This window comes from Gammaproteobacteria bacterium, assembly GCA_016200485.1.
Taxonomy (GTDB): Bacteria; Pseudomonadota; Gammaproteobacteria; order Tenderiales; family Tenderiaceae; genus JACQEP01.
Genome location: JACQEP010000014.1, coordinates 150,929 through 166,841, shown reverse-complemented (window position 1 = coordinate 166,841; position 15,913 = coordinate 150,929). Strand labels below are relative to the sequence as shown.

The 15,913-nt window shown below is 49.3% G+C and carries 12 protein-coding genes; 10 read left to right on the top strand and 2 right to left on the bottom strand.

What is annotated here, in order from left to right:
- The first annotated feature begins 5 nt into the window (after positions 1-5).
- The 3 genes from HY272_09550 (at position 6) to HY272_09540 (ending at position 2,653) form a co-directional block, all read left to right on the top strand.
- The gene (locus tag HY272_09550; protein ID MBI3772930.1) at positions 6-827 is read left to right on the top strand and encodes a DUF2797 domain-containing protein; all 822 of its coding nucleotides are present in this window, start codon (positions 6-8) and stop codon (positions 825-827) included.
- A gap of 3 nt (positions 828-830) precedes the next feature.
- On the top strand, positions 831-1,487 hold the full coding sequence (gene tmpT, locus HY272_09545; protein ID MBI3772929.1) for a thiopurine S-methyltransferase: 657 nt from the start codon (positions 831-833) through the stop codon (positions 1,485-1,487).
- A gap of 365 nt (positions 1,488-1,852) precedes the next feature.
- Positions 1,853-2,653 (top strand): hypothetical protein, encoded by an 801-nt coding sequence (locus HY272_09540; GenBank protein MBI3772928.1) that lies wholly within the window; start codon positions 1,853-1,855, stop codon positions 2,651-2,653.
- 72 nt (positions 2,654-2,725) lie between these two features.
- On the opposite strand, the gene HY272_09535 is transcribed toward HY272_09540, so the two are convergent.
- Complete coding sequence (locus tag HY272_09535; GenBank protein ID MBI3772927.1) at positions 2,726-3,430, bottom strand: DUF502 domain-containing protein; 705 nt, start codon at positions 3,428-3,430, stop codon at positions 2,726-2,728.
- A gap of 175 nt (positions 3,431-3,605) precedes the next feature.
- Here HY272_09535 and HY272_09530 point away from each other — a divergent pair, with 175 nt between their 5' ends.
- The 7 genes from HY272_09530 (at position 3,606) to HY272_09500 (ending at position 14,929) form a co-directional block, all read left to right on the top strand.
- Positions 3,606-5,585 (top strand): cation:proton antiporter, encoded by a 1,980-nt coding sequence (locus HY272_09530; protein ID MBI3772926.1) that lies wholly within the window; start codon positions 3,606-3,608, stop codon positions 5,583-5,585.
- A gap of 373 nt (positions 5,586-5,958) precedes the next feature.
- Entirely contained in the window at positions 5,959-8,508 is a 2,550-nt protein-coding gene (locus tag HY272_09525; GenBank protein ID MBI3772925.1) for a PAS domain-containing protein, read from the top strand.
- 138 nt (positions 8,509-8,646) lie between these two features.
- Positions 8,647-10,416, top strand: a complete 1,770-nt coding sequence (locus HY272_09520) for an SLC13 family permease (GenBank protein MBI3772924.1) — start codon at positions 8,647-8,649, stop codon at positions 10,414-10,416.
- Positions 10,417-10,515: 99 nt separating this feature from the next.
- Positions 10,516-11,118: an adenylyl-sulfate kinase gene (gene cysC / locus HY272_09515; GenBank protein MBI3772923.1), complete on the top strand. Its 603-nt coding sequence runs from the start codon at positions 10,516-10,518 to the stop codon at positions 11,116-11,118.
- Between the two features lie 25 nt (positions 11,119-11,143).
- Entirely contained in the window at positions 11,144-12,169 is a 1,026-nt protein-coding gene (locus HY272_09510) for a quinone-dependent dihydroorotate dehydrogenase (protein MBI3772922.1), read from the top strand.
- A gap of 103 nt (positions 12,170-12,272) precedes the next feature.
- Positions 12,273-12,716, top strand: coding sequence for a PilZ domain-containing protein (locus HY272_09505; protein ID MBI3772921.1), 444 nt, complete (start codon positions 12,273-12,275; stop codon positions 12,714-12,716).
- A 200-nt stretch (positions 12,717-12,916) separates the two neighbouring features.
- Positions 12,917-14,929 (top strand): DUF342 domain-containing protein, encoded by a 2,013-nt coding sequence (locus tag HY272_09500; protein ID MBI3772920.1) that lies wholly within the window; start codon positions 12,917-12,919, stop codon positions 14,927-14,929.
- Here the strand turns inward: HY272_09500 and HY272_09495 are convergent.
- A complete protein-coding gene (locus tag HY272_09495; GenBank protein ID MBI3772919.1) occupies positions 14,919-15,911 on the bottom strand; it encodes a YhdH/YhfP family quinone oxidoreductase in 993 nt (330 codons plus the stop codon). The genes HY272_09500 and HY272_09495 overlap by 11 nt on opposite strands.
- Positions 15,912-15,913: the final 2 nt, after the last annotated feature.

Below are 15,913 nucleotides of genomic sequence, written 5' to 3'. Positions count from 1 at the left end.
GTGATATGCTGGTGATCGGTAATCTTCGCAAAATGCCAGTGTTGCTGGCAACGCCAGTGAATTATTGCTTATTGCTTGGGGAAAATAGTATTGAATTAAATCCATTATTGGGCAAGAAACTGGTGCTGCGGTTTTCCGGCGAGATTAATTGTATCCATTGTGGCCGAAAGACAAGTAAAAGTTTTCAACAGGGTTATTGTTTCCCTTGTATGCGTTCCTTGGCTGAATGTGATTCTTGTATTGTTAAACCCGAAACCTGTCATTTCGATCAGGGGACCTGCCGTGAGCCTGAATGGGCGAAGGCGCATTGTTTTCAACCGCATATTGTCTATCTCGCGAATTCTTCGGGAGTCAAGGTAGGGATTACCCGTCAGAATCAGGTACCGACGCGCTGGATAGATCAGGGAGCGACGCAGGCATTACCCGTGTTTAAGGTACAAAACCGTTTTCAATCAGGGCTGATGGAGGTTGTGCTGAAACAGCATGTCGCTGATCGTACCGATTGGCGCAAGATGTTACGCGGAGAAAATGAGACTCTCGATTTATTGGCAATCCGTGACGATCTGCTTCAGCGATGTAAACCCGAAATCGACCCCTTGATAGATCGTTTTGGTGGCGCCGCGATTGAGCTTTTATCTGACGTTAAAATCACTGCGATCAATTATCCCGTGTTGCAATATCCAGAAAAGGTTAAATCGCTGGATTTTGATAAGACGGAGAATATTTCAGGAATACTTCAGGGAATTAAGGGGCAATATCTAATTTTGGATAGCGGTGTGATTAACATTCGTAAGTTTGGTGGCTATAAAGTCGAGTTTGAGTATTAATCGATGGATCTGGAATTCTGGCGCGAGCGGTGGCAACAAGGACAGATCGGGTTTCATCAGGCTGAATACAATCCGTACCTGACGAAGCATTGGCCGACATTGATGCTTCATGGCAAGGGAAGTGTATTTGTACCCCTCTGTGGCAAGTCACGAGACATGCTGTGGCTGCGTGAGCAGGGGCATTCAGTGATGGGGATTGAGGGGAGTGAGACCGCCATCGCTGAGTTCATCCGTGAGACGGGTGGAACATGGTCGGTGCAGCAGCAAGGCCCTTTTTTGGCCCATACCACTCCCGGGATCACCCTCCTGGAAGGCGATTTCTTTGATCTGACCCCCGATGATCTCTCAGACATCAGAGCAGTGTATGACCGAGCCGCGATGGTGGCTTTCCCACGTGAGTTGCGGCGCCGTTACCAGCAGCATCTGAGTGACATCCTCCCCCCGACCGCCAAAATCCTGTTGATTACCATGGAGTATGATGCTGGGCTCATGTCCGGTCCACCTTTTGCGGTGATGGTGGATGAGGTGAAGGATGCCTTTGGGAGGGCGTTTGCTATCGAAGACCTGGGGCCGGTAGAGGTGCTGGAATATAACCCACGATTTCAGGAGCGTGGGCTCACTTGGTTACGGGAACGGTGTATTTTTTTGCGTAAATATTGAAGAATTGTTATAACATTTAATTATAAGCAATAAAAACAAATAGTTATCCTTGCCCCGAAATCCATATCCGATAATGGCCATAACTTATTGATTTTATATGAATTGGCATTAAAAATATGCTCAAGTTCACACTTTAACCTATTGAAAAGTAATATAAAATTGAGCGAAACCCGTGATCGTGCTAGAATGCCTTCTATGTTGAACAAGCAGCTTAGGCTGCTCTAACTGAAAGCAAGTAACCCGAAAGGACTCACCCCTTCTGGTTTCCCCCATAGGGAGCAGAAGACATCGTTTTCCCCGAGATGGAATTTGGCGACGGGAAAGCGGAGGAGAAAATCAGGGCCAATTGAGTGAGGTATAGAGAGATGGCTGACGCTAAACGAAAATTTCAGAAACGTACTGACATTAGTAAGAACGTACGTTTGCGCACCATGATGGTCAGCGGCGTTGTGGCGTTGACCAGCGCAAGCATGGTGCTGATGTCCGAGCCTAAAAATGCCTCTGCCAACGGTGAGGCGTGCCTTAACCAAAATATTTCCATGGTTGATCGGGACCATGTCATTAGCGGTCTTTTTGGTCTGGACGCCTTTGCCAAAGGTGTGCAGGGTGACCAGTCCGAAGCGGGCATGTTCTGGAATCCCGTGAGCAAGAGCTGGTTGACCGAACAGCAGCAATCCCTGCTCAAGATGGCCTATGAAGTCGGTTATGCCGATGGTGGCGAGGCTCATGCTGAGTTGTTGCAAGCGGTCATGATGCAGGAGACTGCGGCGGGTTTGTTGGGTCGAATTGGCCATATGTCGGCGCCTGTGGGTAAGCGTTCATACGGTGTCATGCAGGTGAAAGTGACTGCGGCTCGCGACGTGTTCCAATATATGGATGAGCCTGTGGAATATCGCAGTGATGAGGAATTGATCGCCCATTTGATGAGCGACGATAAATTCAATATCAGCGTGGCTTCGAAGTTCTTGTTGATGTTGAAGGAAAAGACCCGCACTACGGACCAATTGTTGGTGGCGTACAATATCGGGCTGTCGGGTTCGCGATCTATTTCTGAGGCGTCTAGTTTCAAGTATGTGGTGAAGGTGAAGCGTAATATGAATGGTGTCATCAAACCATTTAATCAGCGTTTCGTCGCCATAAGCGAAGGCGTGGCACGCGGCGCCTAGTTTTAGCAATCTTTCTATATATCTTCTAAACCAAATCCAGTGACTGATAGAATACCGATGATCGGGATTCTATCAGTCTGCTATTTTTCCCTGAACAGGCGGTTTAGGTGCGCTATTGAAGTAATGGATATGTTCAGGGGCGACCGCGCCACCTGAAATCACAAAGGTCATGGCTTGTTCCATGGTCCAGTCAGTCGAAATCAGTCTTTCCACAGGCACAATTTCCAGATACCCCGAGGTTGGGTTTGGAGTGGTGGGTACATAGACGGCAGCCAATTCCCGGCCTGTGGTTTCATCTATAAGAATCCGGGTCACGAGACCAACCGTTTTCATGTCGGACGAAGGAAATTCGATCAAAACCACGCGCTGGACATCGCCACCTGGTTTTTGTTGTAACACGGTAAGCAATTTCTTAGTCGAGCCATAAATGGTTTGCACAAACGGAATGCGTCCGATCAGTTGCTCGATCAGTTCAATAAGTTTTTTGCCAATGACCCGATTGGCGAACCAGCCCAAAGTATAAAGTCCCAGTAGCGTGATCATGACAGCGAAGGTACTCTGAAACAACGGATCGGTCAGCCATCGGGCAAAAGGGGGAAGCGCTGGCGCACTCAGGTCAGATAGGGCATTGATCCAGGGAAGACTGATGTTTCGCAACTTTTCCATGATGAAGTTGAAAATGATCCAGGTGATCCAGATCGGGATCACGGTCAGAATTCCGGTGATCAGATAGCGCTGGAGATGAGGTAGAAATTTGGATTTTGATGGTGATGCCATGTTCGATACTGCCTCGCTACTGCGGATTCTTTAGGATACTGAGCCCGCAGATTATACTCGATTTTCGGAGGTTTAACGCCCTGCTGCAGCTCAGAGGTGTATTGATGGGGCCGATGAATTAAGATGTTGAAATTAAATGTCGATTTTAATCTGGGATTGAGTGGGCGATAACGGGATGGAACACGGAGTTCTTTGGCAGGTTGTGATGTTATTGACCACCGCAGTAGTGGCGGTCGCCGTATGTAAACGCTATCGACTGCCTTCGGCGCTGGCTTATTTTGTCGTGGGTGCTTTCATCGGACCTGAGGGGTTTAAACTCATCCCTCGCACCGAAGATGTGCAGTTCCTGGCTGAGTTTGGCGTTGTCTTCCTGTTATTTACGGTAGGTCTGGAGTTTTCGCTCCCCATCTTGATGGCGATGAAGCGCGTCGTCCTGGGATTGGGGGCGGCCCAGGTCGTCGTAACCACAGCAGTTGTCGGGGCGATCGCCTGGTTGATTGGCTTGCCGGGGGAGTCTGCTGTCGTACTCGGTGGGATGCTGGCGATGTCATCGACCGCCATCGTGATCCGGCAATTGACCGAGCAGTTGGAAATCAACTCCCGTCATGGTCGCTTGGCCGTTGGGATTCTTTTATTTCAGGATCTCGCGGTAGTTCCCTTCCTGATCTTGATTCCCGCCCTGGCTGCGGGTGATACCAGTTCGTTGGCGTCTGAATTGGTGTTGGCGCTGATCAAGGGTGTCGTGGTCATCGTGGTCATGATGTGGTTGGGGTATAAATTATTACGCCCCTTGTTTCGTGCGATTGCCGCATTTCACTCCGCAGAGTTATTTACGCTGACGGCCTTGTTATTTGCATTGGCGGCAGCATGGATCACGCAGGCGTCTGGATTATCAATGGCGTTAGGTGGCTTCCTGGCGGGCATGATGATTGGCGAGACCGAATTTAAACACCAGGTTGAGGCCGATATTCGTCCATTCCGCGATGTGTTGATGGGTTTATTCTTTATCAGCATCGGGATGTTGCTGGATTTGCCGGCGATTTTTTCCAATTTACATTGGATTCTATTGCTCTTGCTGGTGGTGACATTATTTAAAATTATTTCGATCATGTGGGTCACCATGATGGATGGCGCTCCTAAAGGAGTTGCATTGCGAACCGGGATTGTACTGGGACAATCGGGTGAGTTTGGGTTGGCATTGTTAATGTTGGCCTTTGCCTCCGGTTTATTCACGGAAAATTTGACCCACATTATCGCGGCAACCATGGTGTTGAGCATGGCGCTAGCGCCTTTTCTATTACAAAGAAATGGAGTGATGGCCAAAATATTTTGTGCGGAAAGTTACAGTCGAAACCGACAGGAAATTCTTGATGATATTCAAAACGCATCTCAAGGATTGGCAGGGCATGTAATTATTTGTGGCTATGGCCGTACCGGACAAAACATTGGCCATTTGTTGGAACAGGAAGGTTTCCAATACGTCGCACTGGATTTGGACGCCAGTCGTGTCAATGAAGCGAAAGAGGCGGGCGAACCCGCGAGCTATGGGGACTCGACACATCATAATATTTTGCAGGCAGCTGGCCTGGCCACCGCACGTGCAGTGGTGATTACCTATGATGATGTCCCGGCGGCAGAGAAGGTGTTGATCAATGTACGGAATGTGCGGCCTGACATTCCGGTGTTGGTACGAACCAGCGATGATTCGGCGCTAGAGCGTTTACAAAATGCCGGGGCGACGGAGGTGGTGCCAGAGACCCTGGAGGCGGCACTGATGTTGGGGTCGCACCTATTCCTGCTATTGAATTTGCCAGTGACCCGGATCCTACGGCGGATGCAGGCGGTCAGAAACGACCGTTATCACTTGCTCAGGGCTTTCTTCCCGGGGCAGGATCCGGACTCGGTCGAGGGGGTTGAACCCTTTAAGGAACGGTTACATTCAGTGACTCTCCCACCCAAGGCCTATGCGGTGGGTAAGTCATTAGGGGCTTTGGAATTAGAGACCATCAATATTACGGTTACCGCAGTGCGTAGAGGTGGGGTGCGCGGTTCAAATCCAAGTCCATTGATGCAGCTTCAGCCAGGAGACACCTTAGTGCTTTATGGAACGCCTGAAGATATTGTCCGTGCCGAAGGGGTCTTGATCTCCGGTTAAAACAAGTTTCTATTTCTTTCTTTTTACATGGTTAAGTTCCAAAAAGACCGGTCGATAACGAAGCCAGAAGGGTGGATTCTGGAGAAGCTGATCACAGTTTGGAGCGCCTGCTCCAAATGTTCATTTTCTCAAGAGTTATTGGCAAACGGTAAAGGACTAGGGTGAACGCGCAATGGACAATCAAACTCAGGCAGTCGGTGTCGTTGAAAATCTGGACGTATTGAAAGACATTCTCGAAAACGCCCCCATCAACATCATGATGGCAGATGCAAATGAGAATGTGGTGTTTATAAATCGCAAGGCACGCGAAGTGCTGACTGCTGTTGAATCTGAGTTGGCGAAATATCTGCCGGGATTCAAAGTGGCAGAGGTGATGGGGGGAAGTATTCACCGTTATCATCGCGACCCTAGTGCAATTAAACGTTTGTTGGAAAATTTACGCCCGGGTGATAAACGGCAGGGTGAAATCAAGCCGGGACACTTTGTGTTCGAGCACGAGACCCGCGTTCTGGTCGATCGCGAGGGCAAGCGCCTTGGTTATGTTGTGCAATGGCATGACGTCACGGAAAAGCGACAGAAAGAAGAGCAGGCATCGCGTTTACAAACGGCCATTGACGGCGCTCAAACAGCGATGATGACAATCGATCGCGATTTGGTCATCACTTATTCCAATGAGCAAACCAAAGCGTTGATGCGTGAACATGGTCAGGCGCTGAAATCTCTTTATCCCTCCTTTGATCCAGAGCGACTGGTGGGGACTTGCATCGATATTTTCCATAAGAATCCGGCGCATCAGCGCAAGCTGTTGTCCGATCCATCGAATTTGCCCTTTGAAACCGATATTAAAGTCGGTCCGTTGACTTTCCATATTTGTGTCAATGCCATTAATAATCTTGAAGGTAAATATGTCGGTAATACCTTGGAATGGTCCGATGTAACAACATTGCGCGCTCGGGAAGATGAGGTGGTGCGCCTACAAGGATCGGTCGAAGGCGCTATGACAGCGATGATGCGAATCGACCGTGATCTTGTTATTACCTATGCCAATAAATCAACGCTAGAACTTCTGCGCAAGCACGAAGACAAGTTGCGCTCTTTGTATCGCGGTTTCAGCGTCGATAAACTGATCGGTACCTGTATCGATATTTTCCACAAGGATCCTTCACATCAACGCAAGCTGCTCGGAAATCCAAGTAATCTGCCTTACTCGACTGATATCGCCGTTGGACCGTTAATTTTTCGCATCAACGTGACCGCAATCATGAATGGTGCGGGTGAGTATGTAGGTAATAGCCTTGAGTGGTCCGATGTGACTGAAACCAGGCAAAAAGAGCTTGATGTTGCTCGTTTGCAATCAGCTGTTAACGGAGCTAGCACCAATATAATGCTGTGCGATGCTGATCTAACGATCACTTATGTGAATCCAGCAGTAGTAGAAATGCTGGTCAAGAGGGAGGGCGTCTTACGTCAAGCATTCCCGGGATTTGAAGCGCGCAATCTGATTGGTAAGTGTATTGATATGTTCCACAAGAATCCGGCTCACCAGCGTGCCTTGCTTAAGGATAAGCAGCGCCTGCCCGCCAAGGCTGAAATCAAGGTGGCTGACCTTCAGTTTGAGGTTAATGCCACAATGATTATCGGTCCGAAGGGTGAGTACATGGGTAACATGGTGGAGTGGCGTGATATCACCGAACAGAAGGATGCAGAGGCTCAGTTGCAGGGGCTGATTGAAGCCGCCTCAGCGGGTCAGCTTGATAAGCGCATTGATGCCAGTCGCTATTCAGGATTTATGAAAGTTCTCGGTGACGGCGTTAACTCGATGTTGCAGGCAATCGTTGAACCACTGACCGAATCGATCCGTGTCATGCAGAGTCTGGCCGAGGGTGACTTGACCCAAACAATGGAAGGCGCTTACGAAGGCGAATTCGCTGTGCTTTGTGATGCCCTGAATAGCTCAATGAACAAGTTGCAGAATATGATCACTGAGATCACAGAGTCCGCCAATAGTATTGCGGGTGGCGCATCTGAAATTTCAAAGGGTAATGCCGATCTGAGTCAGCGTACCGAAGAACAGGCGTCGTCAATTGAGGAAACTGCATCGACCATGGAAGAAATGACCAGTGTCGTCAAGCAGAATGCCGATAATGCGCGTCAGGCCAATCAGTTGGCCAGCAGTGCTCGTCAACAAGCCGAAAAAGGTGGGGAAGTGGTCGGTGATGCAGTACGGGCAATGACTGAAATTAACGCCAGTAGTAAGAAGATCGAAGACATCATCAGTGTCATTGATGAAATTGCCTTCCAAACCAACTTGTTGGCTCTGAATGCGGCAGTAGAAGCGGCTCGTGCCGGTGAGCAAGGTCGCGGTTTTGCGGTGGTGGCCGGTGAGGTACGTAGTCTGGCGCAACGCAGCGCGGCTGCAGCGAAGGAAATCAAGACGCTGATCAAGGATAGTGTATCGAAAGTCGATGAAGGCAGCCGCTTGGTCGATGCTTCAGGTAAGACACTTGAAGAAATCGTGGTCGCCTCCAAGAAGGTTAGCGATATTATCGCCGAGATTGCGGCGGCAGGTCAGGAGCAGGCTGCAGGTATCGATCAAATCAACAAGGCGATTTCGCAACTGGAATCTGTGACACAGCAAAATGCGGCCTTGGTCGAAGAGGCGGCTGCCGCCAGCGAATCGATGGCCAATCAAGCCGAAACCCTGCAGGATCTGGTCGGTCAGTTCAAGGTGGATCAAGTCGTGGAAGCTCCGCCAGTTCGTCATAAGGCTAAAGCATCTGCAGCGGCTCCGGTTCGTAAAGCGGCACCTGCTGCTCCTCCGGTACGCAAGGCAGCCAAGCCTGCAACGGCAGCCCCAGCCCCAGCTCGTAAGGCTAAGCCGGCAGCTGGCGGGGATGCCGATGGCGAGTGGGAAGAGTTTTGATCCCTTAGCTATTAGGTGACATGACAAGGCCGACAAATGTCGGCCTTGTTGTTTGTGACGGATAACCAGGATTAATGGTAATTTAAAGGTTAATCAACTACAGTGCTTTCTAATTACTAGCGTGAGATTGAGGAGTTAATGAGCTGGGAAGCGTGGTTTACGCTCGCTGTCATTGCCTTGTGTATTGGAACTTTGGTCATGACTCGCTGGGCGGTGGATGTGGTTCTGATGGGCGGGCTTACCTTGTTGCTTGTGGCCGGGGTGTTGTCGCCACAACAGGCGCTTGAGGGCTTGGCCAACGAAGGTATGGTCACTGTCGGTGTGTTGTTCATTGTTTCCGCAGCGATGCGCGAAACAGGGGCGATACAATGGATCGCTCACTATTTGTTTGGGCAACCAAAATCGATCAGTGGTGCACAATTGCGCATGATGGCGCCGGTAGCGGCACTCAGCGCCTTTTTGAATAACACGCCTCTAGTGGCGATGATGATCCCGGCAGTGACGGATTGGGCAAAAAAACATCAGGTGCCTGTGTCAAAGTTACTGATGCCACTGAGTTATGCGGCGGTTGTCGGTGGCACTATCACCTTGATTGGCACCAGTACCAACCTCGTCGTCAATGGCTTGGTGAAAAAACATGCGGGCGATGGCGCCGGTTTCGGATTGTTTGATCTCGCCTGGCTCGGGATACCCTGTACTGTATTGGCGTTGATATATATCCTGATTGCGGGACGCTGGTTGTTGCCCAATCGTCAATCGCCGATCTCCCAGTTAGCCGATGCCCGGCAATACACTGTGGAGATGATGGTCGAGGCGGGTAGTCAGCTAGTAGGAAAAACGATCGAGGCGGCAGGTTTACGCCAGTTGCCGGGAATGTATCTGATCGAAATTGAGCGGGGAGAACATATCCTTCCCGCCGTGGCGCCACAGACTATTCTTAATGCCAATGATCGCCTGGTCTTTGCGGGCGTTGTCGACTCAATTATCGATTTACAAAAGATACGGGGATTGAAGCCGGCGACGGATCAGGTATTCAAACTCGATGCACCACGCAAGGAGCGTTGTCTAATCGAGGCAGTCGTTTCAGATTCTTGCCCGCTGGTGGGTAAGACAATTCGGGAGGGCCGGTTCCGTACTCAATATAACGCGGCGATCATTGCTGTAGCCCGCAATGGTGAACAAATCAAGCGCAAGATTGGTGATATCGTGTTGCAGGCAGGGGATACCTTGCTGCTGGAAGGATCACCGACCTTTGCCGAACGCTACCGTAATTCACGTGATTTCTTTTTGGTGAGCTGTCTCGAAGACTCAACACCGCCCCAACATCAACGGGCGCCACTCGCACTTGGCATCTTGGTGGCGATGGTGCTCGCTGTTGGTTTTGATCTGTTATCGATGTTACAGGCCGCCATGCTGGCCGCTGGAGCGATGATCATGACCCAGTGCCTAAGTGGTAATACGGCGCGACGTTCGGTCGATTGGCAGGTGTTGATTGTGATTGCAGCCTCTTTTGCATTGGGTGAAGCGCTGCAGAATAGTGGCGCGGCGACGCGTCTTGGGGAGTTGGTGCTGCAAATTGCCGATCAGCCTTGGCTGGCGCTGGTACTGATTTATTTTTCGACGATATTGATTACCGAGCTGATTACCAATAATGCAGCGGCGGTGTTGATGTTTCCGATTGCAATCTCGGTTGCCGATAAACTGCATGTTAATTTCATACCCTTTGCCGTTGCAGTAATGTTCGCGGCATCGCTGGGATTTTCCACGCCCATCGGTTATCAGACCAATCTGATGGTCTACGGACCTGGAGGATATCGGTTCAGCGATTTCCTGCGGATGGGGATACCGTTGACGATCCTGTTAGGAGCGGTGGCTGTGTTTATGATCCCCATGATCTGGCCGTTTTGATGACCACGGTTGAGGCTTTGGTGTAAAATGCCGTAGCGATTTCCGACAATCGGCGGAAATGATCATTACCCATTTAAAATCAAACAGTTAAGGTGATGTATGACGGTCTCTAAAAACATCCAATGGCATCAGGCGACGATCAAGCGTGACGATCGTGAGCAGCAAAATGGCCATCGCAGCGCCATTTTATGGTTCACTGGCTTGTCCGGAGCAGGTAAATCAACTCTGGCCCATGCGGTGGAAGATCGCTTGCACCAAATGGGATGCCGTACCTACGTCCTTGATGGCGATAATATTCGTCATGGCTTGTGCAAGGATCTCGGGTTTTCCGATAAAGACCGCACCGAAAATATCCGTCGTATTGGTGAAGTCGGTAAATTATTCGTAGAGGCCGGTGTTATAGCATTAACGGCATTTATTTCTCCATTTCGTTCTGATCGCGATGCCGTCCGGGCGTTGGTGAAAGAGGGTGATTTCATCGAGATCTATTGCAAATGTGCACTCGATATCTGTGAAGAGCGTGACGTTAAAGGTTTGTATAAAAAGGCGAGAGCGGGAGAGATTCCACATTTCACTGGTATCAGTTCCCCTTATGAAGAGCCGCTGAAACCCGAGATCGCCGTTAATACTGGCGAGCAAAGCTTGGAGCAGAGTGTTGATCAAGTGATTAATACACTGCGCAGTCGCAGCATTGTGAAATAAATATCAATCTCCGGAACTGAATCTTATGGCGGATTTCTATCGCCTGCTTAGACCTCTGGCATTCGCTCTGGAACCTGAAGTTGCACATCATGCAGCTTTAGGTGCAGCGCGGATTGCCGAGCGCTTTGGCATAAAACCTTTTGCTTATACCGTCAAAACGAGGCCCGTGAGAGTGATGGGCCTTGATTTTCCCTCGCCAGTGGGTTTGGCAGCCGGGCTGGATAAAAATGGTGAGTATATTGATGCCTTGGCGGCATTGGGCTTTGGGTTCATTGAAATTGGGACCATCACACCAAGACCGCAGTCGGGGAATCCCAAGCCACGCTTATTTCGTCTGCCGGAGGCCGAGGCGATTATCAATCGCATGGGATTTAACAATCATGGGGTCGATGCCCTGATTGCCAATGTGAAGCGGGCTCGGTACCGGGGCATATTGGGTATCAATATCGGTAAAAACTTTGATACGCCGATTGAAAAGGCAGTGGATGATTATCTCTATTGTCTACGCCGCGTCTATCCCTATGCTAGTTATATCACGGTTAATATTTCATCGCCGAATACCGCCAATTTGCGGCAATTGCAAAGTGAAGCCATGATTGGTGGTTTGCTGGAACGCTTGAAGGAAGAACAACGGCGTCTGATAGATACGCATCAACGTTATGTGCCGCTGGCAGTGAAAATTGCGCCGGATATGACTGATGAACAAATCGTCGTTATCAGTGAAGCTTTTCTCCAATACAAAGTGGATGCAGTGATTGCAACCAATACGACGATTTCACGTCAGGGGGTGGAAAATCTCGCCGATGCCGATCAGCAGGGAGGGCTGAGTGGAGCACCGCTGATGCAGCGCTCGACAGAGGTTGTGCGTCAATTGCATCGGATATTGGGTGAAGAAGTGCCGATTATCGCCGCCGGTGGGATCATGAGTGGCGCAGATGCATTGGCCAAGATTAATGCTGGCGCCAAGTTGGTTCAGTTGTATACTGGATTGATATACCGTGGCCCAAAATTAATCAATGATATTTATAAGGTATTGTGTGGTGTGCATTAATCCTGAATTGATTTGGATTTGCTAAGTCAAATATGTTGGCACATTGGCCCTTGGCCGGAGTTGCTTAGTCTTCAGCAGATTATGAATTGAGGAGTAGGCGGTTATGCGTGAATATATACGTCATCCCTCGGATATCCCGATTCAGTTTCAGATTGATGAATTGGCGATCAACGATACTGAATACCTCAATAACGTCAGCTTTGGCGGTTTGTCTTTCCGCGCCAAGGTGCGGGTTAAAGCGGGCACTGTCATCGCGATCAAGATTCCCTTTGTGCAGCCAGCATTTGAAACGCACGCCCGTGTAAAGTGGTGTCGTAAACGTGGCGATCACTATGATGTCGGGGCTGCATTCATTGATTCTGAAGAAGCCTTTCAGGCGCGGATGGTAGAGCAAATTTGCCATATCGAGCACTACAAGCGTGAGGTCGAACTCAAGGAAGGCCGTTATTTAACGGGTGAGCAGGCGGCATTGGAATGGATCAAGCGTTATGCAGACAAGTTTCCCAATATTAAATCGAAGCGGAGTTTTGAAAAGCATAACGCGTGATATCTTGTTTTTCTGCGTAGTTTAGCCACTTATTCTCGGTCCCAAGAGGCATCCCTGTATCTATCTCTTGCATAAGTACTCCGGTATGCGAATGATATGTGGGGTTTGCTTATCACAGGCAACACCTCTAATAAATCAGTATATTGTGCCGATAATCTTATTATGGTATTTATTGTGTGTTATTTCATGAGGCTGCTGTTATGGGTGTTCCCCCACAAGAAACAGCGGATGACGCTAAGCCCGCCGTCGACGGCAGCTTTCGTCTGCTCCTCTCCGAGGATCAATTCATGGTTTATCTCGACGAGATCACAGCGCCTCAAAATGGGGGTAAGCCTGTCACCGTCGACGACGTTCTGAAAGAACTCAAGAAACAGAAACTGACTCAGGGCATCGATAATGCCAAGATTGGCGAGATTATCGATGCTTTTCATGCTGGCACATTACAATTCGACCCCCCGTCAAAAAACAAGTTTCGTAAAGCCACCCCCAAGGAAAATCTTTGCATCGCCGCAGGTGAAAAGCCTGTGCTTGGCGAAGACGGTGTCCTGATTTGGCTATTGGACGAAGAGCAGATAAAACATAACAATTGTGCTGTTCTCCCGGGTGAGATTATTGCGACTTATCAACCCGCCACCAGCGGGAAAGAAGGTAAAAATGTGCTCGGAAAAACGATTCCCACCAAAGCCGGAGCCAATAATTTTCCGCGAATGGGTATAGGTATTGAAACATCGACAACAGATAAGGGTGAACAATATCAGGCGAAATGGCTGGGGAGTATTAAATATGATGTCAGTGGCGGATCTGTTGCGCTCAGCGTGGAACCAGGAGTTTCGATTTCAGAAGATGCGATGGAAGTGCATCTTGATATTTATGCCAAGTCAATTTCCGATACACCGATTCAAAGTTCTCATATAGCCGCTCTGTTGGAGACTCACGGAGTACGACATGGGATCGATGAAAATGCAATTCAAGAGGCGCTGGTTAAGGCAGAGCAATTATCGAGTGGCAAGAAAATTGGATCTGTGAGCCAGGTTCTTGTAGCCAAGGGGGTGCCTGTACAGGACGGCAAAGATGCGCGTCTTGTACTCAGCTACGATAATAAAAATGCGGGGATGGAGCTTGCCGGTGGCCGCATTGATTTTCGGGAAAAGAGTTATCCATGGAATGTAAAAAAAGGCGATAAGGTGGGTTACTTGCTGGAGGCCAAAAATGCGGCTGATGGGCGATTGGTGACAGGTGAAGTAATAGAGGCAAAACAACCCAAAGAAATTGAGATTGAACTGGATGGGTTGCATAAGGATGAGCACGGCAGGTTGATTGCTGACAAGGATGGTGCGCTGATTATTAGTACTAGAAGTTTGTATATAGTAGAGGTTCTTGAAATCAATGGTGATATTGGTCAAAAGACAGGCAATGTGCATAGTGATATCCCGGTTCATGTGACAGGATTTGTTGAGCCAGGATTTAAGCTGGAGAGTAAAAGAGAAATCATTATCGATAATAATATTGAAGACGCTGATGTGAGATCAGGTGGCGATGTTTTAATCAAGGGCGGAATTCGTGGAATGAAGAGCGAGGTTTTCGCGCCAGGTGAGGTGAATGTTGGATTCATAGAAAACGCAAAAGTTTTCATTAATGGCCATCTTACGGTGCATGGCAGCATTATTAACAGCGAAATTGGATCGAATGGCGACATTGTGGTCGGCGCTGAAAATGCCAAGGCCTCTATAATTGGTGGGGTCGTTACCGCGCATAATAGAATTGAATCGGCATGTCTAGGGTCAAAAATTTATTCCAAGACGATTGTGAAAGTTGGTTTTTCGCAAGAAACCAGACGTGAATTTAATAAGCTTGAGGCCGATTTCGAAGTGAAGAATAAGGAGCTTGAGCAGCTTGATCAAATTGAATATCGTCATAAACATTATCCCATGGGTGACAGTCAAGCAATCCTTGCCAAAGTGGCGGCAACAAGAGCGCTGAAACAGCAAGAGATAGAGGCGATAAAGAAATCGATTGAGGGAATAAAGCAGAAAATCGCTGATGCCGGAGGGTCTAAAATTGTTGTGAAAAAAAGTGTTTATCCTGGGGTGACAGTGAGTATTAATGAGGTTAGCTATGATGTAACCCATGAGATGGGCCCGGGTGTATTCAGCCTCGATACTGAAATCAAAGCTGTAATTTTTGTTTCTTCGGGCACAGCCTCTAATTCCTGATTTTGACTATTGTTCGGCCATGTAGCTTTCCGGCAAGTATTTTCTGGAAGGCTGGCATCAGTTGTTCCATAGTGATTGTCCCCTGGTGAATTAAATCCAGACGTTTGGGTTTTAATTCACTACCGAGTTGTTGCCAAAGTTGACGTCGCAGGGTGCTGCTACAGGTGGTGGAATTAATGCCGAGTATGCTGACGCCGCGCAAGATGAATGGCATTACGGTAGTATTCAGCTCACTGCCCCCGGCCAAGCCGATGCTGGCGATATTGCCCCACTCATTAACGGTGCGTGTCAACCAGGCCAGCGTTTCGCCACCGACTGTGTCGACCGCGCCACCCCAGAGGGCTTTTTCCAGTGGCCGGGTGCCCATTTTCAAATCATGACGGTTGATAACCTCAGTGGCGCCCAGTGCGATGAGTTGGTCTTTAAGCTCTGGTTTTCCGGTAACAGCGGTGACGTGATATCCACGCGAGGCGAAAATGGATACGGCAAGGTTACCAACGCCACCGCTAGCGCCGGTGATCAGGATTGGGCCTTTGCCCGGTTCCTGGCCGAGCTGTTCCATGCGATGCAGGGCTAGGGCGGAGGTAAGCGCGGGCGTTCCCAGTACCATTGACTCAAACAAGGTTAATCCGGCTGGCAATGGAATAACACAGTTGGCAGGCACTCGCACGTATTCAGCGTAACCGCCATCGTAAATTTCGCTTAGGCCAGACCCGCTAATCAGCACCGGATCGCCGGGATGAAATTGCGGGTAACCGGACTCAATCACAGTACCCGCGACATCAATGCCGCCCACTAATGGCGAGCGGCGCAAGATCTTGCCCGTGCCGGTAGCGGCGAGGGCGTCTTTGTAATTAACGCCCGAGTATTCAGCCTCAATAATGACATCACCCGAGGTGAGATCGTCCAGGCTCAGTTGCTCAATACCGGCGCGGGTCCCATTGGTATCTGCGTGGATGCGGAAGGCGCGAAATTTATTCATAT